The 24,212-nt window shown below is 49.9% G+C and carries 19 protein-coding genes and 2 riboswitches; of the genes, 6 read left to right on the forward strand and 13 right to left on the reverse strand.

From position 1 onward, the window contains the following. Positions 1–35 precede the first annotated feature (35 nt). Both AC58UW_RS23825 and AC58UW_RS23830 read right to left on the reverse strand, forming a co-directional pair. Positions 36–365 carry a DUF3024 domain-containing protein gene (locus AC58UW_RS23825; protein ID WP_497423080.1) on the reverse strand — a complete coding sequence of 110 codons (330 nt, stop codon included), beginning with the start codon at positions 363–365 and terminating at the stop codon, positions 36–38. Positions 366–683: 318 nt separating this feature from the next. Continuing rightward, positions 684–1,835, reverse strand: a complete 1,152-nt coding sequence (locus AC58UW_RS23830; RefSeq protein WP_497423081.1) for a serine hydrolase domain-containing protein — start codon at positions 1,833–1,835, stop codon at positions 684–686. A gap of 199 nt (positions 1,836–2,034) precedes the next feature. Between AC58UW_RS23830 and AC58UW_RS23835 the strand changes: the two genes are divergently transcribed. The 3 genes from AC58UW_RS23835 (at position 2,035) to AC58UW_RS23845 (ending at position 4,627) form a co-directional block, all read left to right on the forward strand. Continuing rightward, positions 2,035–2,625 (forward strand): P-loop nucleotide/nucleoside kinase family protein, encoded by a 591-nt coding sequence (locus AC58UW_RS23835; protein WP_497423082.1) that lies wholly within the window; start codon positions 2,035–2,037, stop codon positions 2,623–2,625. A 112-nt stretch (positions 2,626–2,737) separates the two neighbouring features. Continuing rightward, positions 2,738–3,745: a LacI family DNA-binding transcriptional regulator gene (locus tag AC58UW_RS23840; protein ID WP_497423083.1), complete on the forward strand. Its 1,008-nt coding sequence runs from the start codon at positions 2,738–2,740 to the stop codon at positions 3,743–3,745. A gap of 210 nt (positions 3,746–3,955) precedes the next feature. Further along, entirely contained in the window at positions 3,956–4,627 is a 672-nt protein-coding gene (locus AC58UW_RS23845) for a putative endonuclease domain-containing protein (protein WP_497423084.1), read from the forward strand. Here the strand turns inward: AC58UW_RS23845 and AC58UW_RS23850 are convergent. Next, the gene (locus AC58UW_RS23850) at positions 4,624–5,145 is read right to left on the reverse strand and encodes a hypothetical protein (protein WP_497423085.1); all 522 of its coding nucleotides are present in this window, start codon (positions 5,143–5,145) and stop codon (positions 4,624–4,626) included. The genes AC58UW_RS23845 and AC58UW_RS23850 overlap by 4 nt on opposite strands. 1,779 nt (positions 5,146–6,924) lie before the next feature. Between AC58UW_RS23850 and AC58UW_RS23855 the strand changes: the two genes are divergently transcribed. Further along, on the forward strand, positions 6,925–7,833 hold the full coding sequence (locus AC58UW_RS23855; protein WP_497423086.1) for an ArsR/SmtB family transcription factor: 909 nt from the start codon (positions 6,925–6,927) through the stop codon (positions 7,831–7,833). 194 nt (positions 7,834–8,027) lie between these two features. Here the strand turns inward: AC58UW_RS23855 and AC58UW_RS23860 are convergent, their stop codons facing one another. The 3 genes from AC58UW_RS23860 to AC58UW_RS23870 form a co-directional block, all read right to left on the reverse strand. Beyond that, positions 8,028–9,209 carry an MGDG synthase family glycosyltransferase gene (locus AC58UW_RS23860; RefSeq protein ID WP_497423087.1) on the reverse strand — a complete coding sequence of 394 codons (1,182 nt, stop codon included), beginning with the start codon at positions 9,207–9,209 and terminating at the stop codon, positions 8,028–8,030. Further along, positions 9,206–9,883 carry a phosphatase PAP2 family protein gene (locus tag AC58UW_RS23865; RefSeq protein ID WP_497423088.1) on the reverse strand — a complete coding sequence of 226 codons (678 nt, stop codon included), beginning with the start codon at positions 9,881–9,883 and terminating at the stop codon, positions 9,206–9,208. Before AC58UW_RS23865 ends, AC58UW_RS23860 begins: the two co-directional genes overlap by 4 nt. A gap of 287 nt (positions 9,884–10,170) precedes the next feature. Further along, entirely contained in the window at positions 10,171–12,846 is a 2,676-nt protein-coding gene (locus tag AC58UW_RS23870; protein ID WP_497423089.1) for a YhgE/Pip family protein, read from the reverse strand. A gap of 311 nt (positions 12,847–13,157) precedes the next feature. On the opposite strand from AC58UW_RS23870, the gene AC58UW_RS23875 reads away from it, so the two are divergent. Next, positions 13,158–13,304, forward strand: a complete 147-nt coding sequence (locus AC58UW_RS23875; protein WP_497423090.1) for a hypothetical protein — start codon at positions 13,158–13,160, stop codon at positions 13,302–13,304. Between the two features lie 91 nt (positions 13,305–13,395). Here the strand turns inward: AC58UW_RS23875 and AC58UW_RS23880 are convergent, their stop codons facing one another. The 7 genes from AC58UW_RS23880 to AC58UW_RS23910 all read right to left on the reverse strand — a co-directional run bounded on the left by AC58UW_RS23880 (position 13,396) and on the right by AC58UW_RS23910 (position 21,858). After that, entirely contained in the window at positions 13,396–13,848 is a 453-nt protein-coding gene (locus tag AC58UW_RS23880) for an SRPBCC family protein (RefSeq protein WP_497423091.1), read from the reverse strand. Then, positions 13,826–14,155 carry an ArsR/SmtB family transcription factor gene (locus AC58UW_RS23885; protein WP_497423092.1) on the reverse strand — a complete coding sequence of 110 codons (330 nt, stop codon included), beginning with the start codon at positions 14,153–14,155 and terminating at the stop codon, positions 13,826–13,828. The genes AC58UW_RS23880 and AC58UW_RS23885 overlap by 23 nt, the downstream gene beginning before the upstream one ends. Before the next feature lie 179 nt (positions 14,156–14,334). Beyond that, the gene (locus tag AC58UW_RS23890) at positions 14,335–14,784 is read right to left on the reverse strand and encodes a YdeI/OmpD-associated family protein (RefSeq protein ID WP_497423093.1); all 450 of its coding nucleotides are present in this window, start codon (positions 14,782–14,784) and stop codon (positions 14,335–14,337) included. A gap of 183 nt (positions 14,785–14,967) precedes the next feature. Next, positions 14,968–16,806: an allophanate hydrolase gene (gene atzF, locus AC58UW_RS23895; RefSeq protein ID WP_497423094.1), complete on the reverse strand. Its 1,839-nt coding sequence runs from the start codon at positions 16,804–16,806 to the stop codon at positions 14,968–14,970. A 16-nt stretch (positions 16,807–16,822) separates the two neighbouring features. Next, the gene (uca, locus tag AC58UW_RS23900) at positions 16,823–20,443 is read right to left on the reverse strand and encodes an urea carboxylase (protein ID WP_497423095.1); all 3,621 of its coding nucleotides are present in this window, start codon (positions 20,441–20,443) and stop codon (positions 16,823–16,825) included. Between the two features lie 23 nt (positions 20,444–20,466). Further along, complete coding sequence (locus AC58UW_RS23905) at positions 20,467–21,117, reverse strand: urea amidolyase associated protein UAAP2 (protein WP_497423096.1); 651 nt, start codon at positions 21,115–21,117, stop codon at positions 20,467–20,469. Positions 21,118–21,141: 24 nt separating this feature from the next. After that, positions 21,142–21,858, reverse strand: a complete 717-nt coding sequence (locus tag AC58UW_RS23910; RefSeq protein WP_497423097.1) for an urea amidolyase associated protein UAAP1 — start codon at positions 21,856–21,858, stop codon at positions 21,142–21,144. A gap of 72 nt (positions 21,859–21,930) precedes the next feature. After that, a riboswitch (guanidine-I (ykkC/yxkD leader) is annotated at positions 21,931–22,032 on the reverse strand. A 191-nt stretch (positions 22,033–22,223) separates the two neighbouring features. Next, a riboswitch (guanidine-I (ykkC/yxkD leader) is annotated at positions 22,224–22,326 on the forward strand. An 88-nt stretch (positions 22,327–22,414) separates the two neighbouring features. Here AC58UW_RS23910 and AC58UW_RS23915 point away from each other — a divergent pair. After that, positions 22,415–23,773, forward strand: a complete 1,359-nt coding sequence (locus tag AC58UW_RS23915; RefSeq protein WP_497423098.1) for an APC family permease — start codon at positions 22,415–22,417, stop codon at positions 23,771–23,773. Positions 23,774–24,212 lie beyond the last annotated feature (439 nt).

Genomic DNA, 24,212 nt, shown 5'->3' on the forward strand with positions numbered 1-24,212 from the left:
AATAACTCCCTTTCATTCTATATGTCCACCGGCAATTAACCCCAAAAAACACCTGTATGGTCTTGATCTACAATCTTTAACTGCTTCTCGAACTGAGGATCAGGCTCTACATGGTCTACATAGTGCCACCTACTCTTGCTGTCTTTCCAGTAGACTGACCATTCACCCGCATCTAATCGAAACTGTACTAGATCTCTCTGGGTCCATTCCGTCCCTCTGAATGGCGCCCTTTCTTCGAAGAGTGTAACACTATTTCCTCGAAATTTATAAGATAGCTTTAATTCATCTCTATATGGTTTGGGAACTTTAATATCTACATATTTTTCTAAAATGCTATCGATTCGCTTCTTCGTAAACTCGTCCATCCGCTCTTCACCTCATACATCCATTCGCTTTCCTCCAACTATCTCATAATCCTGCAAAAAAAACCATCAGAAGCGGCAAAGGATGCAGTAGCTCTGAAGATCAATCGTAAGCGTGCCTTCACCCTGCTTAAACAATAAGAGGAAGTAAGCTGCTGCTCCAATCTCTCCCCTTGCATGCCTTGCGCAGACCGTAATTTAAGCCAAAGTTGATCAAGAGAATCAAGTGCGTTCTCTACTATGCGCTGCTCAGCATATGTCTCCATGGGCAAGGTTCAAAGAAAAAGAAGCCGCCGCGGCAGCCTCTTTCTTGTTCAATGTCTATTCGGTTAGCTCTTTAAAAGCTTTCACGGCTTGCTCCAGCTTCGCTAAATTCTCCGGATTCTCCGTGAGCGGTTTATCTGAACGAATGGCTTGCAGCACATGAAGCAGCAGATATTCAGGCATATCCACATCAGGCGAATTTGCTGTCATAGCCACAATCAGTTCAAGCTCTGGAACAACAAAAATGCGTCTTCCAGCTGATCCCGAGGCATAGAAAACATCGAATTGCTTCTTGCTCCCCCTTACGACTCCCTTGGGCAGCGTCTTCGACCACCAATACAGACCGTAGCCCCCTTGTGTGCCGTTGCTGTAGTTAAGGGTAATCCGAGCTTGCACCGAATCGCGAATCCATGTTGTGGGGATAATCGTTTGATCTTCCCATTGGCCTTGCTTCATATATAGGTAGCCAATCTTGGCCATATCCCGCAATGTCATAGCCATTGCCCAAGCGCCGATCGTGCGGCCCTGCGTATCATCATCCCAGTTCACGTCCGTTATGCCGAGTGGCCCAAACAAACGGGACTTGGCGTAATCGAACATGGACTCACCAGTTGCTTTGTGCAATAAAGCCGACAACAGATGCGCATCACCATTACTGTAATTAAACAGGGTACCTGGCTCTGTGTGTCCTGGGCGGTCCAAAATGTACTGTACCCAATCTGATGAATACATCATCTCCGTAGAGGAGTTTTCATTCGTATTATCCCAAGCCATGCCTGATGTCATGCTCAGCAAATGTTTGATTGTCATTTTGGACTTTAATGGATCATTCGCAAGCTCAGGAAAAAAATCAGCCACCCTCTGATCTGCATTGATCAACCTCCGCTCTGATAAGGCAATGCCAACCAGCGCAGATGTGATGCTTTTGGTAACAGATTTGATATCTTGTGGCGCGTCTGCTTTCGTACTTTGATTGTAAGCTTCAGCAACCAAATGACCATTGCGCACTACCGCGATGCTATGTACCTGTTGGTTGCCGAACATGTCAAACGTTTTAGCTAACGTGCCTGAGAACATCCCTTGCGCCTCTGGCGTGCTCGTTCTCCAACCTGCGGTTGGCCAATACTCGGTTGATGCCTTAGCATTCATTTGGAATGGTGATATGGTATTGTTACCCGTTTGTAACGTGTTTTGTTGGGTTCCGGACATCTCTATCTATCCTTCCAGTATGGTTTTAACCCTCTCTCTTTCTATCAGCTTACTACGCAATTATGAAGCAAATATGACGTAAACCTTAATAAAAGATTAATAATACCTGAACTTTAGATGAAAAAGTAAAGAAATATCCCTCTTATGTTACAATATTCGTAACTATTTCCCAGTCACGGGTTTCTTACTGGAGGTTAACATGCGCAAACTCATTTTTTTCGTAGGTCCTGCTGGAGCAGGCAAAACAACGCTAGCCAAAACATATGCCAGTAAGCATGGCGGCGCCTTTCTTGACATGGACACTTTGCTGCGACCCGCAGCCGTAGCAATGATGACGCTAGCCGGGAAAGATCCCGAGGATCGGGATTCCCCTTTTTACAAGCAACATTGCCGTGATTTAGGATACCGCATCACGATGGATGCCGCGTTGGAGAATCTGACTTTAGACATGGACGCCATCGTTATCGGGCCTTTTACACGAGAAATCAACGATCCGTTGTGGCTGGACCAAGAACTAGCTGCTATCAACGCGAGCACGGAGAATGTAACGGTTAAGGCGGTTTACGTCTACCTTCCATCCGAGGAGGCCTACCACTCGCGCATTAGCACTAGAGGCTCCGCACTAGATGCATGGAAATTGGACAACTGGGAGGAATTCAGCCCTTCGCTACGCCGTGGTGACATTCGATGGTCGGTTGGGCCCGCCTCCATTCTCTATCTCGACAATTCTGGGCCCCTTACTTCTGAAAAGTTGGAAATGCTCGAAAAGTTCATTGACAATACGAATTGACAATTTTATTTTGTAAAGTTACAAATTAGAGGCGTAAAACTTTACAATGGCACCCCTAAGCCTTTACAATTTATAAATAATTCACTTTTCGTTTAAAGGAGCATTTAGCCAAATGAACTCCAAAACCTCCATGCAAGACATTGCCAATCTGCTCGGTATTTCCAAAAACGCTGTCTCGTTAGCCCTTAATCACAAAGCCGGCGTCAGCGAAGAACTGCGCTCCCGTGTGTTTGAAGCCGCACAGCAGCTAAAGTATCGGACGGAATCCAAGACAAGGAAGAAGCAGAATCACCTTCTCGTTTTATTCCCTGAGTATATCCAGAACGATAAAAATTTCTACTACGAAGTGTTCTGGTCCATTGAAAAGAGAGCCAAAGAGAACGGCTATACCGCCATCATTAGCGGGGTAACGAAAGATATGGAGCGGCTGCTGATCTTACCCGATCTCTATCATGAGATCACGTTTAGTGGCATCCTTATCATTGGCGTCTTCAACCCTGCGTACGTTCGCAAGCTCAAGGATCTGGAGACACTACTTGTCTCAGTGGATCATTGCTATGATGGCCTGCAGCTGGATTCCGTTGTGACAGCGAACGCGGAAGGAGCCTGCAACATCGTTAGCCATCTAATCCGTAAGGGTCACCGGCAAATTGGTTTCATAGGGGCGGGCAGTATGTCCAAAAGCTTCCGAGAGCGCTGGTTCGGATTCACCAATGCCATGTCCGATGCAGGGCTTGTGATCGATAAAAGCTTCTGTCTCATTGGTACCAACGAGGCCGAAGCGCCTGATGATGAATTAGCTTTATTCCTGGAAGCAATGAGCGGCCTCTCCACTAGGCCAACCGCTTGGTTTTGCGCCAACGACCGGCTTGCCATTTCGCTGATTCAGCATTTGACCGCCAAAGGATATCACGTGCCGGACGCTATGTCCGTCGTCGGCTTTGGCGACATTGAAGCCGCGCAGATGGTCAAGCCTCGTCTGACCACCGTTCATGTGCAGCGGGAACAGCTTGCTTTTGAGGCCGTTGATTTGCTACTTCGAAGGATCGAAAAAGGCGGCGCCCCGTCCAAAATTTCCATTTATGGCGAGTTGATTGAGCGTGATTCTTGTGGAGTATGAGCAGGGATATGGGGATACGGGAATATGGGAATATGGAATATGGGAATATGGGAATATAGGAATATAGGAATATGGGAATATGGGAATATGGAAATTTGGGTACCTCATCTTAGCTGAAGATGGTATATTGTGAAGTGACGAAGAACGTCCTTGAGCCGCTTGGCTCTGGGGCGTTTTTTTATTTATTAAGAGTTAAGGAGGCTGTTACTCATGTTGTTGGAATTTGAACAAGCGCATCAGAAATTCTTGGACGACCATCTCACACTTCGGATCGGTGAGCGAAAAGGACGATTACTTAGAGGACACAATTACGCGGAGAGGCTGCTGCTCCAAAACGTATGGTGGCCTCTATTCGGAAATTTTGACAACCTGCATCCGGAATTCGAAATTTACGATTGGAATCGCAAGTCGCAGTTCCTTGACTTCGCTTTTCTCCCACCGTATGGCCGCTTTGGGATTGAGTGCGACGGTTTTCAGAGTCACATTAAAGACATGGATCGTGAGAGATTTAGCTACGCGCTTAATCGGGATACTTCTCTGACCGGGATGGGGTGGAAAATGATACATTTTTCCTTCGATGATGTCCAGCACCGCCCGGAAGTTTGTCGAATGCTGCTCCAGTTGGTGGTAGGTCCCCCTCTGCTCCGCAATCCTTCGCCCCCTTCCCTTTCTCCGGATGAGAAAGAGGTGATTAAGCTAGCTATTCGACTAGGCAAACCTATCAGGCCTAAAGATCTCACTCACACAAAGCAGCTCAACTTCCGCACCGCGCGCAAACAGCTCCACAGCTTAGCCGCCAAGGGCATTCTCCGCCCAATTGGGCGAGGAAATGTCATTCGGCGCTATGAGCTGATGGCGGATGCTTGGCATCATTTGCTCTAGGCTACTGCGACTTCAGCGGCAATTGTGGCTGCAACTGCTGCCACTGCCACTGCTACTGCCACTGCCACTGCCACTGCCACTGCTGCTACTGCTATTGCCACTGTAACTGCTACTGCTACTGCCGCTGCCGCTGCTGCTACTGCTACTGCTACTGCTACTGCCGCTGCCGCTGCCGCTGCCGCTGCCGCTGCTGCTGCTGCTACTGCTACTGCTACTGCTACTGCTACTGCTACTGCTACTGCTACTGCAGCTGCTACTGCTACTGCTACTGCCGCTGCCGCTGCCGCTGCCGCTGCCACTGCCGCTGCCGCTGCTACTGCTACTGCTACTGCTACTGCTACTGCCACTGCTACTGCTACTGCCGCTGCCGCTGCCGCTGCTGCTGCTACTGCTACTGCTACTGCTACTGCTACTGCTACTGCTACTGCTACTGCTACTGCTACTGCTACTGCTACTGCTACTGCAACTAACACAGCTTGAAATGGTTGCCACGGCCAACTATGTTGCACTTTGTGCAACCATTTCGGGCTGCATTATCTGCCACGGCCGGCTATGTTGCACTTTGTGCAACCATTTACCCTCAAATGCTAGCTTTCGGCGCATTTCTGGCTATTTTCATTGTACTTTGTACAATGAAAGGAGCTCTTTCTGCGAATTTCACGCTCTATATTGCACAAAGTGCAATATAGAGCGGCTAAAGCGAAGCCCAGGAGTTAAGGGGAAGCTTCGATCTCAAGCGAGTGCTCTCTGCTCATAGTTTCCTCACTTTGCATCGACTAACACAGCCCGAAATGGGTGCCACAACTAGCTATATTTGTACTGCCTGCTCTGACAGGCTATGTTGCACTTTATGCAATCATTTCGGGCTGTATTGGCTGCCACGTAGGCTATGCTGCACTTTGTGCAACCTTTCGGACTGTATTGCCTACCCCGGTAGGCTATGTTGCACTTTGTGCAACCATTTCGGGCTGTATTATCTGCCACAGACGGCTATGTTGCACTTTGTGCAACCATTTACCCTCAAATGCTAGCTTTCGGCGCATTTCTGGCTATTTTCATTGTACTTTGTACAATGAAAGGAGCTCTTTCTGCGAATTGCACGCTCTATATTGCACAAAGTGCAATATAGAGCGGCTAAAGCGAAGCCCAGGAGTTAAGGGGAAACTTCGACCTCAAGCGAGTGCTCTCTGCTCATAGTTTCCTCACTTTGCATCGACTAACACAGCTGGAAATGGGTGCCACAGCTATCTATATTTGCACTGCCTGCCACGTAGGCTATGCTGCACTTTGTGCAACCTTTCGGGCTGTATTACCTGCCACGTAGGCTATGTTGCACTTTGTGCAACCATTTCGGGCTGTATTACCTGCCACGTAGGCTATGTTGCACTTTGTGCAACCATTTCGGGCTGTATTACCAGCCCCGGTAGGCTATGTTGCACTTTGTGCAACTATTTCGGGCTGTATTACCAGCCCCGGTAGGCTATATTGCACTTTGTGCAACCTTTCGGGCTGTATTACCTGCCACGTAGGCTATGTTGCACTTTATGCAATCATTTCGGACTGTATTACCTGCCACGTAGGCTATGTTGCACTTTGTGCAACCATTTCGGGCTGTATTACCTGCCACGTAGGCTATGTTGCACTTTGTGCAACCATTTCGGGCTGTATTACCAGCCCCGGTAGACTATGTTGCACTTTGCGCAACCTTTCGGGCTGTATTACCTGCCACAGCTAACTATATTGCACATTGTGCAATCATTTTGGGCTGTATTACCTGCCACGGCCGGCTATGTTGCACTTTGTGCAATCATTTTGGGCTGTATTACCAGCCCCGGTAGGCTATGTTGCACTTTGTGCAACCATATCGGGCTGTATTACCTGCCACGGCCGGCTATGCTGCACTTTGTGCAACCATTTACCCTCAAATGCTAGCTTTCGGCGCATTTCCGGCTATTTTCATTGTACTTTGTACAATCAAAGCTTGCTTTTCCAGTGAAATACCTGCTCATATTGCACAAAGTGCAATATAGACCGACTAAGCGAAGCTCGGGAGTCAAGAAGCTCAGAAGAGAGCAATCTGCCCAAAAAACTATCTACCTGTCGCATTACCAACCTATTTACCTCACCTGCTAATTTGTGCGTAACAGCCACTATTGTGAACCCGTCACAGTTGCGCGCTCTCTGTAACCGGAATCCGAGACCAGAATGGGACATTCCGAAATAGTTCTATCTCACATTGTTAAATTAACTTACAAGTTATACAATAAACTAAAATATTAAAGATTGAGGTTTCTTTTATGCAAATTGAAGTATCCACTAAACATATGGCCTTTCTCGAATGCTTCTCCTCCGAAACGCGCGTGAAAATGATCGAGCTGCTCGGACAGGAGCCTCTCAACATCAAACAACTCTCTCAGAAGCTTGATATTTCATCGGCCATTGTAACCAAACATATTCAGAAGCTCGAGCAAGCCGGCATCGTCACCTCCGAGAACACAACCGGTGTTCGCGGTACCCAGAAAATATGCCACTTGAAGATAGATCAAGCTGTCCTGCAATTCAAACCAAAAAAGCAGAACGACCTTCCAACAAATACGGTTGCCATCCCAATCGGCCAATACACGTCCTTTGAAGTTAAGCCAACCTGCGGACTTGCCTCCCCGACCCAGCTCATCGGCGTGCTGGATGATCCGCGATATTTCGCCGATCCAGGACATGTCCATGCGGGGATTCTGTGGTTTGCCAGCGGCTATGTGGAGTACCGCATACCCAATTTCCTTCACAGCAATCAAAAGCTGCGCACCTTGGAAATCTCCTTCGAAATTTGTTCCGAAGCGCCGGGATTCAACGAGAACTGGCCCTCGGATATCTCGTTCTACATCAACGACATCCCCCTCGGCAACTGGACGAGCCCAGGAGATTTCGGTTCCCAACGAGGCGTCCTGTCGCCCGATTGGTGGAGCAGCAACAACACGCAGCACGGTCTGCTTAAGGTCATCACCGTCAGTCCAACCGGCTCCTATCTGGACGGCACCAAAATCTCCGATACCGCGATTCAAGATCTATCCGTCGCCTTCGGCAAGGATATTCAGTTCCGCATCGCATCCTTGGAGAGCTCTCCCAATTGCGGTGGCATCACCTTATTCGGTAAAAGTTTCGGTAACTACGCACAGGATATCATCGTCACCATGCATGAGGACAAATAACAGCTGAAGTCAACTTTTCCACTTTACAGCCAATACAATGTCAAGCTGCAAAGCTAAATAAATCATCCATTCATGGTTGATCAAAGTATCTCTAGGCTTATTGACATCAAACTTGACAAGGTTAAAAAACGTGCATTTTTTAGCGAAAAATAGACGTTTTTGAAGGGTAAAAAGAGGGAAGATGCCCCCCCCATTTAACCGTTTGCATAGGCGAAGCGAATACCGTCAGCCATCGGGATGAAATGATGGTGGGTTTCAAATATGGCCCGCAGCATATGCTGGGCATCCTGATGCTGTTGACTCTGCTTCACATTCTCTTTCAGCTTCGATAAGAGCGATTGATTCGCGATCACTTCCAGCAGCTGGCTTTTCAACTCCAGCGCATTTTTCACTTCGATCGCAGCCCCTAGGCTGACCAAGTACGCAGCGTTTTCCTGCTCCTGGCCAGGAATCGGCTTATACAACATCATGGGAAGCTCCAGCGCCATCGCTTCTGAGATGGTGAGACCTCCCGGCTTCGTGATGATTAGGTCTGATAAAGCCATCAGCTCATGGACATGGTCCACGAACCCTGTTACCTTCACGCGATGCCGTGTTTTCTCGCCGCCCAGCTCCTCTTCGAGGAGCTGTTTGAGCTTCTCATTGCGCCCGCACACAAAAACAAACTGCACCGGCTCCGCCAGTTCATCTGACTGCAGCACGGATTTGAATTGCTTGCCGATCAAGCCATGCCCGCCGCCCATTACCAGCACAGTCGGCATCTCGCGATCCAAACCGTGCTGATCTCGAAGCTCCGCTCGATCATATACCTGTGTAAATGGTTTCCGAATCGGAATCCCCGTAACCACAACATGCTGCTCCGGAACACCGTATCGAAGCAGCGCTTGCTTCACATGCTCAGCGCCTACCAGATAACGATCCGTTCCTGGATGAATCCAATAGCTATGATCCGTATAATCGGTCATTACCGTAACGGTTGGCACCGCCGTGAATCCATTACATTTTAAATACGACATCGCCGCGGCAGCCCCAGGGAACGTGCATACGACCTCTGTCGGGTCCTCCTCATACAGCAGCGCCAGCATGCGATCCGTGCTGAATGACTTCATCTTTTTAAACATATGGGAAAAGGTATTGTCATCACGCGTCTTGCGGTACAAATAGCCATATACGGAAGGCAGGCTTTTCACCCACTGCATATAGCAAAATTTACCTACACCATGCAAATATGGATGCGCCCACTCCAAAAAGTCGACCACCTTCACGTCCACGTCAGGCTTATGCAATCTCGTAGCTTCAAGAATCGCCTGAGCCGCTTTATTATGTCCGTCCCCTAAACTGCCTGTCAGAATCAATAATTTATCTCTGCGCTTCATTGTCTTAATCCTCCTTCGAGATTGCTTTGCTGTGTCCGTACTTTGATACGCGAATCCGTCAACCAGCCTCTCCGTACACGATCCAAGGCATAAACAACAACCTCCGCCACTAGAACAGCTCCAACGATATCGAGCAGAACATGCTGTTTCACGAACTGTGTGGATACGATGATGAGCAACGACATAGCACTTGCGATAATTTTGTAGCGTGTCGCGACTCGAGTACTACGCAGATAAGCTCTCATTAAGAGATACGAGGTCAAGACATGCGTGCTTGGAAAGCAATTAAACGGTTGATCTGATTGGTACACCCACTCCACCATCCGCAGCAGAGGGTCGCTACCGGTCAGCTCCGGCCGAGGTACAGTAGTTTGATAAATGGCATACACACCATAACAAATCAGCAAACCTATCACGAATTCCACTAGCGTCATATAGTAATTCCGGCGATCCTTGTACGCCAAGTACAGGAACCCGACAAGGAGAAATCCATACCACGATAGATATGGTACGACAAAACCTTTCAAGAAGGGGATCTGCCGATCCAGATCGGTCACCAGGTTGTAAGCCATTCCGCCAGCCTGATTCAGATGAACATAGATAAGACCCACCAACGGGATCAGCAGCAATGCGCTGCAGGCCAAGCAATAGGACCACCACGATGTTAATCTCACACGAATTCCTCGCTCTCCTTAACGTTATCTTAATGATAAAGGAGAAGCTTTTTCTTCTAAACGCTCTAAGGTACTGTCTTTCGTTAGCCAAAGGTCTTGATAAAAGCCTAGACTAAAGGCTAAGTTCTACGTGACAACATTTGCCCCCCAGCCCATCCAAGTATTAAAAGCACAATATTTTGGCATAGCAAAAACCCAAGGCACCGCCTCAGGTCATCGCGTCTCTTGCTATCCATTCTTTCCTTTTCTCCACTTCGTAAACCGTACACCGCCATATATCACTGCACTTAAGAAATCAGCTTCGTCATCTTCGCCTTTTCAGCTACTCGCCTCGTGTAACCGCTGAGCGGCTTTTTCAGAGCTAACGCTACCACATAGCACACCACGATGAACATACATAGAAAGATAACATCCTCTACCACTACCCCAAAAAGCATTCCGCCTACAGCCTCGCGCAGCACCCCAACGGCATAAGTAAATGGCACGAACGGATTCAGCTTTTGAAAAAATGAGGAAGCCGTGCTTACCGGGAACGTCCCTCCTGAGCTCGAGAACTGCAGCACTAGAAAAATAATCGCGATCCCTTTACCGATATTGCCAAACACAGAGACCAATGTGTACGTGATTGTTATAAACACTGCGCTAATTAACAGCGCAAAAATAACAAACCAAATCTTATCCACAACATATGTTCCCAAGAGAAAGATATCCCCAATGGTGACAATCAGCGCTTGAAACAATCCAACGGTCAAGAAGATCATCATCCGTCCAAAGTAAATGTGATGCGTCTTGTACGTACCGTCCAAGTTATCCACATCTACTCTCATTAGAGAAACGAGCAGCATGGCACCTACCCACAACGAAAGCGTTGTGTAAAAAGGCGACATCGCCGAACCGTAGTTCGGAATGGGAAATCTTTTGTCCTCTTTGATCAGCACCGGACTAGCGAGAAAATCACTTTGCTTTTGAATGTCATTCTGCAGCAGGCGAAGAACCTCCTCGATGCTGCCGCTTCCTTGGACTTGACGGATCTGGTCAGCTGCCTTGTGGACAGCCTCTTCAAATGCCGGCAGATCGCTGCGCACAAGACTAGCTGCCAGATGAACGGCTTCCTCAACTTCGGGCAGCTTCGTCTGGTAGAGATCCGCTACTTTGCGGATTTCTTCCTCAGCCGCAGGCAAGTCGTTGCGTATAAAATCCGCTGCCGTATGCAGCTTCTGCTCAACTCGCGGCAAGTCATTGCGGATGAACGGAACCGCTTCATTGATGCCGTTCGTGAACGCATCCAGCTTGCTTTGAAGCGTCGACGACGCTTCGTGCACCCTCGCCCGGATGTCCGGAAGCTCCTTTTGCAGGGTATCCAGCTGCGTCTGAGCAAAATGAATGCCATTCTGCGCATCCGTCAGAATCCCTTGGATATTGGGCATCTGCGCCTTCAATGTCTGGAGTGCGCCTCCTGCATTCTGGGCGATGGACAGCATTTGCGCCAACGCTTTGGTCATATTCGGCACAATCTCCGAGTCGTATCTGGCAAGAATGCTGCCTAGCGTAGCAGCGGCCTCTTTGGACAACGTGTTCAAGTTATTCACGATGTCCTTCGCCGGCTTCTCGCCGCGCCCGATGGCGCTTTGGAGCTTATTCAAGGCTTGAATTTGGTTAGCCAAATTCGATCGAAGACCCGTTAATCGAGAGATCGTATTCGTGAACGGGCTGTTAGGCAAATTCGTGTTCAAACGCGTGAACACATCAATCGTGTTATCCAGCACAGCCGCGCCGGACGTGAGGCGTTCAGACAAAAGGCCTATAGCCGCCATTGCTTTCTGCGGATCGAGATTTACATCCTGCAGCACCCCTGTGAGCTGTGTAACAGCGTCCGCCGTTTGCTGCAGCAGGATCAAATTTTGCTTCACCACAGGGATTATAGTCTGGAATGCCGCCTCATTTTTTTGCAAAAAACTCGTGAGCGCATCAGCGAAAGCGGCTCCCTGTGTCGCAATAGTGTCGATTTTGGGCAGCGTGCTCAGCGCGGCGCTTACGATCTCATCGGCCTTGCGAGATTTATCAATGGCGGTATTCAGCACCTCCTCCACTTTGCCGAAATTCTGATCCAGCTCCGCTACACGGCTAGAAGCCTTCTGAATCTCGGGCAGCTTCTGCTGAATAAGCAGCACTTCCTGCGCAACCGCCTGAATCTGCGGCCAGCGCTCTTCAATCTTCAAAACGGTATCCGCCGCGCGGTTAATATCCGGAATTTTCTCTTCGAGTTGGACGATCTTCTGCCCTTTTTCTTTGAGCTCGGGCAGCTTCTGCTCAAGCTCCAGCGCCTTTTCGCCCATCGTCGCAATTTCAGGGAGCCGCTTCTCCAGCTCCAAAATCTTCGTCTCCATATTGCGAATCGTCGGCAACTCCTTCTCAAAATCGATGCCGATCTCCTTCATCCGCGTCAGAATCGAGCTGCTTACCGTTTTGATAAAATTCTCACTGATTTGCTGAGTGACAGTGGACGCGCCTTTGCTTGTAATTTTGGGAGCAACAGCATTGATTTTCTCATTCACGGTATAAATGATTTCGGGCTTCTCCATCATGCCATCCACAATACTTGTTATTTTGCGCGAGAAATCCTCGGGAATAATTAAGCTCGCATAATAATCCCCGCGTTCTACGCCGTTCAGCGCCGTTTGTTCGTCCACAAAAGTCCAGCCCAGCGTATGATTATTTTTTAAATTATCCACAACCTCGTTACCGATGTTAATGGTTTTATCCTCAATCTTCGCCCCTTGATCGTTACTTGTCACCGCGATTTTGATCCCCGACGTATTGGCATAAGGGTCCCACATCGCCTCCAAGTTAATCCAGGCATACACAGACGGAAGAATAGCCAGCGCAACCATGAGCAATAGACCTGTGGGCACCCTCCACAAGTTGATTAGATCCGTCCGATAGATGCTGAAAATCTTCTTCATCGACACCCCACCTATCCCTTCGCATTTGGTTATTAATGTAACCTGGCAGCACTCTGCGCATTCAAAATAGTACCAAATACATTGGATTCGAGCAACTACTCCCATGTGGATAACTTGACCTGTGGATATGTGCACAGAATGCGTGGAGCCTTATACACAGTATGATTTGTGGACATGTTGATACTGTGGGTAATTTTGTGGATAAGTGTAATTAGGAAGTGAATAGGGCCTGAAAAAGAGGGAGGGTTTGGGGTGAATCCAGTGGCACCATAGCGATGAGCATGCGATGAATATTGAGGGAGGATAGGTCGTTGAGCAGGTTGCAGGTGCGGGATAGAGTGAGGGACAGAGCGAGTGACAAAGTGAGGGGCGAAGTGAGGGACGAAGTGCGCAATATGGTGCGGCGCGGAGTGCGGAAAGACAGAATTAATGAAGGATTTGAGCTGAAAAAGAGGTAGGAGCGATGAAGTTAGAATGCCTTGCCTCATTAAAGAAACATAAAAAGCGCGCATATACATGCGCGCCGCTTAAAGATTTATGAACTTAATACTAAGCTTCTTCAGACGACGGATCGCTCCCCGGTTGTTCTCCCTCCGCCACCATTTGAATGCGTGGCAGAAAATGCGACCAACCTTTTACGTGATCAGCAATTTCTGCTGCAGGCAGGTCATAGTGCGTGAACTCCAAAAGAGTGCCGTTATCCTTCGGTGTCAGCTTAAATTCAACAGTACTGGAACCTGGAGGGACAGCCTTGGAGCGCTCCCATCCCCATGTCATAACAACTTTCTCGTTGGGAGTAATTTCTTTGTACTCACCCATTGCAACGTCGCTGCCGTTCACATCGATACGAAACTTGCCTCCAATGCTCGGATCAAGCAGAACGTTGCGGCCCATCCAACGAACTAATTGATCCGGATCCGTAAAAAATGAGAACAAGGTCTCTGGACGGCACGCGATAAAAATTTCCTTCTTAATTGTCTCACTTCTGCTCGTTATTTCCATTTCTTCTTCTCTCCTCCTCTTCCGCAGCTTCTTTCAGGCGCATCAAGCTATCATCCCAGAAGCTCTCAATATATTGCATCAACTCGGCGAAACCTTCCCTCCTAATGCCATAGAATCGTTTGGTGCCTGCCCGCCGAACAACGACGAGTCCAGCTTCCTCAAGAACTTTGAGATGCTGTGAAATTGCCGGTGCTGAAATATCGAAATGCGAAGCAATGGCGCTTGAGGTCAGCTCCTCATCACGGACGAGATGTAAAATATCTCGGCGCCTTGGTTCCGTTATCGCTTGAATGGCTTTATCAATCATATTTATAATTTAGCACGCACTTAATTAAGTGTCAACTTAATTAAGTGTGACAAAAAAAATAACTCCTCAGACTCTCAAATAAGTAATCTCGATAAAGATAGGCAAGACCGACTGTAACGACGAAAAGCCCCTTCTCATGGAGGGGCTTTTCCAAAAAACAGCTAAGGCTTACAAAGCGCTTAAGAACCGGTCAACTTGGAGACGATTCCGGAGATCCTCCGCTCCCTTGTTTCTTGCGTTTTGGCATCCTCAACCTGGCGCACAAATTCTTTTCGTTTCGAGAACGCTAACGCTTCGAAAGCCTCATAAACGCCTTCCTGAATGGATAAAGCTTGCTTCAGATCAACCGGAACCTCGACGGTACGAGGCTGCGTCTCCAGTTCGAGTGTAATTTCCACGGTGTCACCGGCTTGTAAACCCGAGGCTTCCCTGTGGGCTGAACTCAGAGGCAGCATGTACTCGCCCCCCATCACCGCAATCGTGCTTGGATACGTGTAGCCTTGTATGCTCACTGTTACACTTGGCTTTTTGCCTCCCCCGAGCGCAGTGATGACCTCGGCCGGCACCACAATGCCAGTGGCTTTCTTGTTTTCTGCTTGCATAATTGTAGCGGTGAATGTTACCCCCATTGTTGAAGGACCTCCTTTTGGCTTAATCCTACAATAGATAGCAAAAAACCACCACCGCCACGATCATGGTGGCAGTGGTGGAGATAATATGGGATGCGCTATCCGTGGCGATATGATGTTTTTCATCGCTAACACACGTTGAACTGCACATAAGACCAGCTGTAAAGATGTAAAACACGCTTATCAGCCTTGCAGCGGCACCACTTGGCGCCAGCCGCCAAGCGCCGTCACATCTTCCGCGCCTGCGGCCGCGTAAGCCTCACAAACAAAGCCCGGGATCTCCGTGCCGTCCCGGAGCTCAACCTTGCCGATCCCCAGCGGAGCCGGGATCGCTGCCGCAAAGCCGCCGAATGCCTCCAGCGGCATTTCCCAAACCTCCAGGGCGATCGCTGCGCCGCCCTGTTCCTGCTTCACGAGTCCCGGCTTCGCCGGCGTGGTCGGCAGCTTCACGAGGCTGTACTTCGCTGCGGTCTCATCCTCACGGATGAACCGCGCTCCACAGCCTAGCATCTGCTTCTCCAGCGGATAGCCACGCATGTGTAAGCCGCAGACCGCGACGAGCGTCGTCGCCTGCGCTGCCGCTGCACCTGCACCGCTATCTGCGGACACCGATGCGCCTTCGCTCGCGCTAGCTGCCTCGCTTGCCGCGCTCGCCCCCGCCAGGATCAGCTCGGCTGCGCCGCAGATCAAGCTCTCCTCTTCGGCAATTCCGAAGAGGGTGATGCCAAAAGGCGTCAGCGGAGCCGCATCGCCCGCCGGCACGGCAACCGCACACCAATCCAGCAAATTGCAATGATTGGTGTAGCGGCCCATCTCTCGATTCGTCTGAATCGGGTCAGCGAGCACCTGCTCACGGGTCCATGTGCCCCCGCAGGTTGGCATAACAAGCACCGCGCCTTGCAGCAGCTTGCGCGCTTCCAATTTGAAGCGCTGCAGCTTGTGCATCGCTTGGAACACCGATGCGGCGTCGTACTCCGCCGCAGAGCCGGAGCGGAGGATCTTTTCTGTCACAGGGTAAGCAATCCCCGGATTTGCCTCAATAAAACCGCCTAAAGCCGCCCAGCGTTCAGCCACCCACGGCCCTTCGTATAGAATTGCCGCGGCATGGGAGAACATCGTAACATCTACGTAGGCGATAGGGAGATTCAGTTCTTTTAATTGTTCCACGGCTCTTTCCCATGCCGCTTCATACTCCGCGGCATAAGGCCCGTAGAACCCGAGCGGGCCGTCCGGCAGCAACAAGGTCTGCGGAAGCTGAGACGCGCCTCGATTCACACTGCGCGACCATGGGTCTTCGGCGTGAAGACCACGCGCCGCGCCATCTACGGCGAGCGCGTCATCCAAGCTGTGCGCAAAGACGGTTACACAGTCTAAACTCGCACAGGCAGGTACGACTCCTTTGGTTGGCCAGGCGCCGAGACTCGGCTTATAGCCAACCAGCCTGTTCAGCGCAGCCGGCACGCGGCCTGAGCCCGCTGTGTCCGTGCCAAGCGAGAAAGCCGCTTGGCCGCGGGCCACGGCGACGGCGGAGCCTGAGCTCGAGCCGCCGCTGATCAGTTCGGGACGCAGCGCATTGTGCGCGTCGCCGTAAGGGCTTCGCGCGCCGACGAGCCCTGTCGCGAACTGGTCCAAGTTCGTTTTGCCGATTGGAATCGCTCCTGCGGCAATCAATCTTTCCACGACGCCTGCGTGCTCCGAGGGCGTATAGGCATACTCCTCGCAGCCCGCCGTCGTCGGCACCCCAGCTAGATCAATGTTATCCTTGATCGCAAAGGGAACCCCCCACAGCGGCGCATCCGCCGGATTGAGCTCAGCCAATCCGTCCAAATAGGGCTGAATGAGCGCCAGAGAAGGCGGCGTAATCCAAAGATTCATTTCCACGTCGTCCGCTGCGCGCTGTACAATAGCCGCGATGACCTCTTGCGGCGTCAATTCCTCTTTAGCATATTTATCCTGCAACCAAGAAATCGTAAGTTCTAGAGGAAGCTCCTTATCAACGCCATTCTCCCTAATCTTTGTCATCTACAAACACCTCTCCTTAAGCAGATTGAGCAATTCCAAGAATGAGCTGCCCTGCATGAACTTGATCCCCAGGCTTCACTTGAATCATCGAGACATAACCGTCGCAAGGAGCGTGCTGCGGGAATTCCATTTTCATACTCTCGAGAATGGCTAATTGATCGCCCTTCTTCACTTGCTCGCCTGGTGAAACAAGCACTTTCCACACGCTTCCCGGCATAATTCCGCGCACAGCAATCGTACCTGCCGGCAGTTCATCTTCGGGTTGTTCACTTGCTGTTTCTTGTTCAGATACGTACTCCGCTAAGCCTTTCGCCTTCCAGCTCTCCCGCTCTTCGTTGAACGCGATTTGCTGCTGCTTGCGGAACGTTGCTGCACTTTCTTCTATAGAACCTAGGAATTGCAGGTATTCGCCTAAATCGAAGGTCGTCTCCTGAATATCCGCCTCATAACGGCCACGCGGGAAGTCTTCACGGAGCTGAAGCAGTTCCTCAGCACTCACTTCATAAAACTGAATTTGGTCAAAAAATCTCAGCAACCACGGCTTACCCGCCTTAAAGCTCTCCGTTGAGCGCAGTCGGTTCCACATCTGAATCGTACGCCCGACGAATTGATAGCCGCCTGGACCTTCCATCCCATACACACACATGTAGGCTCCGCCAATACCTACGGCATTTTCCGGTGTCCACGTGCGTGCTGGATTATATTTCGTCGTTACTAGGCGATGACGCGGGTCAACCGGTGTAGCGACAGGGGCACCCAAATATACATCACCTAAGCCAAGCACCAAGTAATTGGCATTAAAAACAATTTTCTTCACATCGTCAATCGAATCTAATCCATTAATACGCTGGATGAATTCAAGATTGCTCGGACACCATGGCGCATCGGGCCGTACCCCTTGCTGGTAGCGCTGAATGGCCAGTTGAGTCGCTGGATCATCCCATGAAAGCGGCAAGCGCACAATGCGCGATGGCACACGGAATTCTTCAAGCGGGGGCAGCGCTGCGTCGATTTCTACAACTTTGGCGCACGCCTCACTCACGGTGATTCGGGTCGGGTCAATATGGATTTGTAAGGAACGAATGCCCGGCGTTAGATCCAGCACTGGAATCGAGCCGCTCTCCACAATCGCTTGCATCAAAGCCTGCACTTGGAAGCGCAGCAGCAAATCCAATTCAAGCTCACCGTATTCTACGAGCAAATTTTGATCGCCGCAGCAGCGGATCGTAATCGGGAATCTGCGATTAGCGGTTTCATGGAACAGACGCGGATACTCCGGCGTAATCTCTTTATTAACAGCAGGAAGCATCGCACGAGTAAGCCGTTCGAAATTTCCCTCGCCAATTGCTTGTAAATTACTTTCTTGCAGCTCGCGCAAACCCTCCGCTTCCAGCAGCGTCAGCAGGTGGAACCGGATAGAATCGCCCGGATGCAGCTGACCCAGCTTCCAGAACTCTGCCGAAGCCGTCGTTACTGGGCAAACGAACCCGCCAAGACTCGGCCCATCTGGACCAAGCAAGATGGGCATATCTCCTGTTAAATCCAACGTACCGATCGCATAGGCATTATCGTGAATGTTGGAAGGATGCAGTCCCGCTTCGCCCCCATCTTCACGCGTCCACAGCGGAGCAGGCCCCTTCAAACGAACACCAGTTCTTGACGAGTTAAAATGCACTTCCCAGCTTGTTTCTGTCAACTGTTCCAAGTACTCTGCTCGCAGGAATTCTCCTGTACAATGCGGTCCAGGAATGACGCCAATCGTCCATTCCCGTGTCATTTGCGGACGGTGCTGTACAACAAGCTCAGCCGCTTCTTGCACAGGGCTGCCGCCTGCGTTCACGCCAAGCACATCGCCTGTACGCAGCGAGCGACCGCCGTGACCGCCGAAGCCGCCCAGCGTGAAGGTCGAGGAGCTGCCGAGAATTTTCGGCATATCAAAACCACCGCTGACCAACAGATAGGCCCGCATCCCTTCTTTGGCCTCACCGAAGCTCAGCACTTGCCCGCGAGCCGCAAATACCGGCTTATAGAGCACGACGGCTTCCCCATCCAGTTCTGCCTGCATATCTGCGCCGGTGACGCAGAACCACAAATCGCTGCGGAACTTGTAAGAACCTCCGCGCAGCGTCATTTCAAGTCCAGGGGCGTCATCCGCGTTGCCAAGCAGCTTGTTGCCGATCCGGAACGAGAACGGATCCATCGGCCCGCACGGCGGCACACCCACATCCCAGTGGCTGATACGCCCAGGGAAGTCCTGCACCGTAGTTTGGATGCCGCCATCGATGACTTCCAGCGCCCGTTCAACGGGCTCGAAAGTATTTAATAGCTGCGTGAAGACGTTCCCGTCTACGCAATCTTGTTCTTGTAATAATGCCTGCAAATATTGCAGGTTCGTAGTAATACCATACATACGTGTCTCAGACAGCGCCTCGATCAGCTTCTTGATGGCGTCCGTACGGTCGGTACCGTGGACAATGATTTTAGCCAGCATCGGATCGTATAAGGTGGTAACCGTTAAGCCGTCTCTCACCCATGTTTCATTCCGCGCCCAAGCCGAAAATACGGCCCGATCCAACTGCCCCGCGCTCGGACGGAACTGCTGCAAGCAATCCTCTGCGTAAATCCGCGCTTGCATACTGTGACCGATCGGCTTACGAATAAGCGATTGGATGTTCATTAGTTCATTTGCCGCTTCGCGCACCATCCACTCGACAAGATCAATCCCCAGCACTTCTTCCGTAACGCCGTGCTCTACCTGAAGTCTTGTGTTCACTTCCAGGAAGTAAAACTCGCACGTTTCCGGGTCATACAGGTATTCCACCGTGCCTGCGCTCCGGTAGCCGACTTCCGCTGCCAAACGCTTAGCCGAAGCAAACATCGCCTCACGTACATCGTCTGATAGGTTCGGAGCCGGGCTTTCCTCAATGACCTTCTGATTGCGGCGTTGAATGGAACAATCGCGCTCGCCGAGCGTAACGACTTCCCCGAAGTTGTTGCCGAAAATTTGCACCTCGACATGACGCGCTCTGGCGATATATTTTTCAAGGAACATGCCGCCATTCTTGAAATTCGTCTCCGCCAAATGACGCACGCCGTCATAAGCGGCCAATAATGCCGCCTCATCCGCACAAACGCGCATGCCAATACCGCCGCCTCCGGCTGTGCTTTTGAGAATAACCGGATAACCAATCCGTGCAGCTTCTGTAAGCGCAGTTTCGAGCTCTGTGATAAGCGGCGTACCCGGCAGCATAGGCACACCAGCTCTTTCCGCTATTTCGCGAGCAGAGTGTTTGAGGCCGAACATTTCCATTTGTTCCGGAGTAGGTCCGATGAACACTATGCCATGATCGCGACAAGCACGGGCAAAATCAGCATTTTCACTCAGAAAACCATAGCCGGGATGTATCGCCTCAGCACCGGTTTCCAGCGCTGTTTTCAGAATCAACTCCGTATTCAAATAGCTTTCCTTCGCCGGCCCCTCGCCGATCAGAACAGCTTCATCCGCTCCATCCACATGCAGGCTATCTTGATCTGCTCCTGTATATACAGCAACTGATGCCACCCCGAGCTTGCGCAATGTGCGCTCAATGCGTACAGCGATGGCACCGCGATTAGCGATAAGTACTTTTGTAAACATCGTATCCACACCCCTTTGAATTTCTATTTATCCCAAATTAGCACCTGAATCGGCGTTGGATTGTAGGCATTACAAGGATTATTAAGCTGCGGGCAGTTGCTAATCAGCACCATGGAGCTGCCCGTCGATTGAACTTCCACATAGCAGCCTGGTCCGGAGACACCATCATCGAACTTCAAGCCACCATCTTCTGAAACCGGCACATTCATAAAAAAGTTGATATTCGGAGCCAAATCCCGCTTCGTATACGCCCCATCGTGCTGCGCGAGCTGCAGCATGAAGGTGTCCCGGCAGTTGTGCATCGACAGCTTGTCGTGCGAGTAACGCACCGTATTGCTTTGAGCGGAACAGGAGCCGCCTACGGTGTCATGCCGCCCGCATGTATCCGCTACGATTCGGAGCAGCTCCTTGCCGGACTCGGCACGCAGTACCGAACCTGTGCTCAAATAAATGTTGCCTTGGCCTGCAATCGTCGCCACAGCGCTGTAGTGATCCTCTGGATTTTCAGCATCGTAAAACAAAGTATCTGCCGCCTGATTCCCCTCCAGATCGACAATGCGCAGCACTTGACCCGGCTTCAGCGCACGCATCCAGCCATCCCCCGCTTGAATGACTTCGCTATAAATGGCCTCCTCGGCTTGGCGAGGGCTTTCCACACGATTAAATACCGCCATATCTGTTCCTCCTCCGAGTTTTTATTAACTAAGCAGTGCGTGGTATTCCCATGTATTTTCAAAAGCCCGGCGATTCTCCGAACGATAATTCACGCAAAAGTCATCCATGCCTACAGGCTCAGCCTGCAGCACTTCGATGTTAACAGGTACCGAAGGATAAGTGGTTCTAGGATCAAGTGGATTAGGTGTATTAGAAAGAACGAGCAGTGTATCTAACTCTGTCCGAAGTGTCACTGTTGCACCTGCGGGGCAATGCGTTAGACTGAAATGCATATCGCCCTGCTCATCGCAAAACACCTTCGAGAATAAGTTGAGGACAGGCATCATATCCCGCATGCTAAGCCCGTTACGCACAAGTTCCACAGCGAAGTTCTCCTGCCCGCTCCGCAGCCATTCATTTCGCAGCTCCTGATAATTGGTGGCGCCATATTTGGCGTCCGTCGCTGCACGGCTCGTGTATCCGCTAAGCGGATCATGCCAACCTAAGCTGTCTTCCACGATGCTTACGAGCACTCTCCCATTATCACTCATCAGCACATGTCCTCGCGTCAGATGGGCGGTGTACTGCGCCTTCAGCGTATCCGGCATATTGTAGCGCTCCGTCAAATCCCGCGCGTGGAACAATTGGATGGACACATTCGCTCCCGCCTCCAGAGCTGTAAACCGAATCAATTTCCCTTTACCAATCGCACCCGACCACTTGCCTCCCGGGCCTATTGTCTTGTTCCACACGTTTGCCATCGTATCCATCTCCTCCTGAATGCTTGTTAAACAAAAAGGGAGACATCACAAGACGTAAATCGTCTTGGTGATATCTCCCAGGTTTTTATCCTTCCGTGTCGCTCCTCATGTTAGAAGCGGTTTACTCTCGGACCAGCCCGGTGATGTGCCGGCGGAACCCTAGTAAACAATCGTATTCATTTGTGTTATTAAACATAACACCAGATGAAGAGTGTGTCAATAACTTCTAGTGATTTTAGCTTTTTCATGCAAAATACTTCTCATACGCTTTACGATGTGTTATATTAACTTACATAAAAAGCATATAGTTAACATTGGCGCTGCGATACGGTCACTTTTCCACTTATAAGTAATGATACATGACATACAAAGTTTTCTAGGGTTCCGCGATGGCTTCATCTTCGGTCTGGTCCAAGAGAAAACGCACAGCTCACCCTGTGTTCACGGAGGGACAAAAGCCCGGGAGGATATCTGTTTATTAGATATCTCCTTGGCTTTTTTGCATATCAGCCCCTGACGGTCGACCACAGCACCAACGATAAGGGAGTGTATCATCATGACAAAAGAAATCCAACTACAGAAATCCTTAAGCTTGTATCAAGTCGTCTACATGGGGCTTGCCTGGATGACGCCTATGATTTATTTCTCCATCTACGGGATTGCTTACGAGAATGCTCATGGCATGCTGACACAGGCGTACCTGCTCGCTTTTATCGCGATTTTCTTCACAGCTTACAGCTATGGCGTCATGTCCAAATCGTTCCCCACATCAGGTTCCGCCTACACGTATACGAAAAAAAGCATCCATCCCTACCTCGGTTTCCTCGTTGGTTGGGCACTGCTGCTGGACTATTTCTTCTCTCCCATCATCGCTTGTCTCACCTTCGGCATCTATCTGCATGCACAATTTCCGTCTATCCCGGCTTATGTCTGGATCATCGGACTGAATATCATCCTTGGGATCGTCAATGTGATCGGCATTAAATTTTCCGCAAATATCAGCAAACTGTTCGTTTGGATTCAAATCTTGTTTATTGGTGTGTTCTGTTTCTTCCTCTTCCGCAATTTGACGGGGGACGTTCATCCGATGGGATTATTCCTTCAAACGGACGTGCCGTTCTCCACAATCCTAGCTGGCGCTTCAATTATCTGTTTCTCCTTCCTGGGCTTTGACACGGTCACAACCATGTCCGAAGAAACGGTGAATGCCGAGAAAACGATCCCCCGGGCTATCATGATTATCATCCTTACAGCGAGTGTTCTTTACTTAGTGCCCTCTGTTTTGACTCAGCTGATTTATCCACACTTAACCTTCGTAAATGTAGATTCGGCAGGCTTCGAGATCGTCAAACTTGTTGGTGGCGCCGCACTCAGCTCTGTGTTTATCACCGTGCTCATTCTCGCTATTTTTACGCAAGGTTTGTCGTCCGTAACCAGTGTTTCCCGCCTTCTCTTTGTCATGGGGCGCGATGCCATCCTGCCTAAACGGGTGTTTGCCTTCCTTCATCCGAAGTTCAATACACCGGTCATCAACATCGCGATCGTGAGCTGTGTCTCCCTGCTGGCCCTCGTGATCTCCTTAGATAATGCGGTCAAATTCGTAAATTTCGGGGCTTTAACGGCCTTCTTCTTCGTAAATATCTCTGTCATCGCGCAAAAATACATCAAAGAAAACCAACGCTCCGTGAAGCACACCTTCTTGTATCTAGTGCTTCCCTTGATCGGAGCAGGATTCATTGGTTATCTGCTGTCGTTGCTTGACCGGGACGCCTTATGGATGGGCGGTGTCTGGCTCATTATCGGAATTGTGTATCATCTGATTCGGAAAAAAGTTAGCTCGGAAGCTGCTGGCCCCGTACTCGCTCCTATGGCTATACCAAATAAATCCATGCGTACTTCCGGCTCTATCAAGTAACAAAAAAACCGAGCGAACTCAGGACCGTTTCCTGATACTCGCTCGGTTTATTTATTTGCGGTCTGCTGGGAATACAAGTCCCATTTGTTTTCTAGCTTCGTCCATAATGGCCATCGCAAGCAAAGAGTCTAAACGGACTGATTGAGTCAGAAACAATTCCGGGAATTGAGGACGCAAACCATGCTTTAGGAAAGAAGCATTTCATTTAACCATTTTCTTTATTAGATAGACTGCTAGGTATCCTAATGCTAATAACCCTGTACTAATAAGGCAAACTATTACACCATTTACCTCTATTTTTCCGACAAGTAAATAGATAGAGAAGATTCCAGTTAAAAATGTAAGTATTAAATTAATGATAAATTTTCTCAATAATAACAACTCCTTATTTCCATTTATTAGAAATATATTTACAAAAAATAGCAATAATGGTGCTCTT

Source organism: Paenibacillus sp. J22R160 (assembly GCF_059692135.1).

Excerpts from the sequence above, each read along its gene's own strand:
- AC58UW_RS23825 (WP_497423080.1), bottom strand. The coding sequence starts at position 365 with ATGGACGAGTTTACGAAGAAGCGAATCGATAGCATTTTAGAAAAATAT.
- AC58UW_RS23830 (WP_497423081.1), bottom strand. The coding sequence starts at position 1,835 with ATGTCCGGAACCCAACAAAACACGTTACAAACGGGTAACAATACCATA.
- AC58UW_RS23835 (WP_497423082.1), top strand. The coding sequence starts at position 2,035 with ATGCGCAAACTCATTTTTTTCGTAGGTCCTGCTGGAGCAGGCAAAACA.
- AC58UW_RS23840 (WP_497423083.1), top strand. The coding sequence starts at position 2,738 with ATGAACTCCAAAACCTCCATGCAAGACATTGCCAATCTGCTCGGTATT.
- AC58UW_RS23845 (WP_497423084.1), top strand. The coding sequence starts at position 3,956 with ATGTTGTTGGAATTTGAACAAGCGCATCAGAAATTCTTGGACGACCAT.
- AC58UW_RS23855 (WP_497423086.1), top strand. The coding sequence starts at position 6,925 with ATGCAAATTGAAGTATCCACTAAACATATGGCCTTTCTCGAATGCTTC.
- AC58UW_RS23860 (WP_497423087.1), bottom strand. The coding sequence starts at position 9,209 with ATGAAGCGCAGAGATAAATTATTGATTCTGACAGGCAGTTTAGGGGAC.
- AC58UW_RS23870 (WP_497423089.1), bottom strand. The coding sequence starts at position 12,846 with ATGAAGAAGATTTTCAGCATCTATCGGACGGATCTAATCAACTTGTGG.
- AC58UW_RS23880 (WP_497423091.1), bottom strand. The coding sequence starts at position 13,848 with ATGGAAATAACGAGCAGAAGTGAGACAATTAAGAAGGAAATTTTTATC.
- AC58UW_RS23885 (WP_497423092.1), bottom strand. The coding sequence starts at position 14,155 with ATGATTGATAAAGCCATTCAAGCGATAACGGAACCAAGGCGCCGAGAT.
- AC58UW_RS23890 (WP_497423093.1), bottom strand. The coding sequence starts at position 14,784 with ATGGGGGTAACATTCACCGCTACAATTATGCAAGCAGAAAACAAGAAA.
- atzF (WP_497423094.1), bottom strand. The coding sequence starts at position 16,806 with ATGACAAAGATTAGGGAGAATGGCGTTGATAAGGAGCTTCCTCTAGAA.
- uca (WP_497423095.1), bottom strand. The coding sequence starts at position 20,443 with ATGTTTACAAAAGTACTTATCGCTAATCGCGGTGCCATCGCTGTACGC.
- AC58UW_RS23905 (WP_497423096.1), bottom strand. The coding sequence starts at position 21,117 with ATGGCGGTATTTAATCGTGTGGAAAGCCCTCGCCAAGCCGAGGAGGCC.
- AC58UW_RS23910 (WP_497423097.1), bottom strand. The coding sequence starts at position 21,858 with ATGGCAAACGTGTGGAACAAGACAATAGGCCCGGGAGGCAAGTGGTCG.
- AC58UW_RS23915 (WP_497423098.1), top strand. The coding sequence starts at position 22,415 with ATGACAAAAGAAATCCAACTACAGAAATCCTTAAGCTTGTATCAAGTC.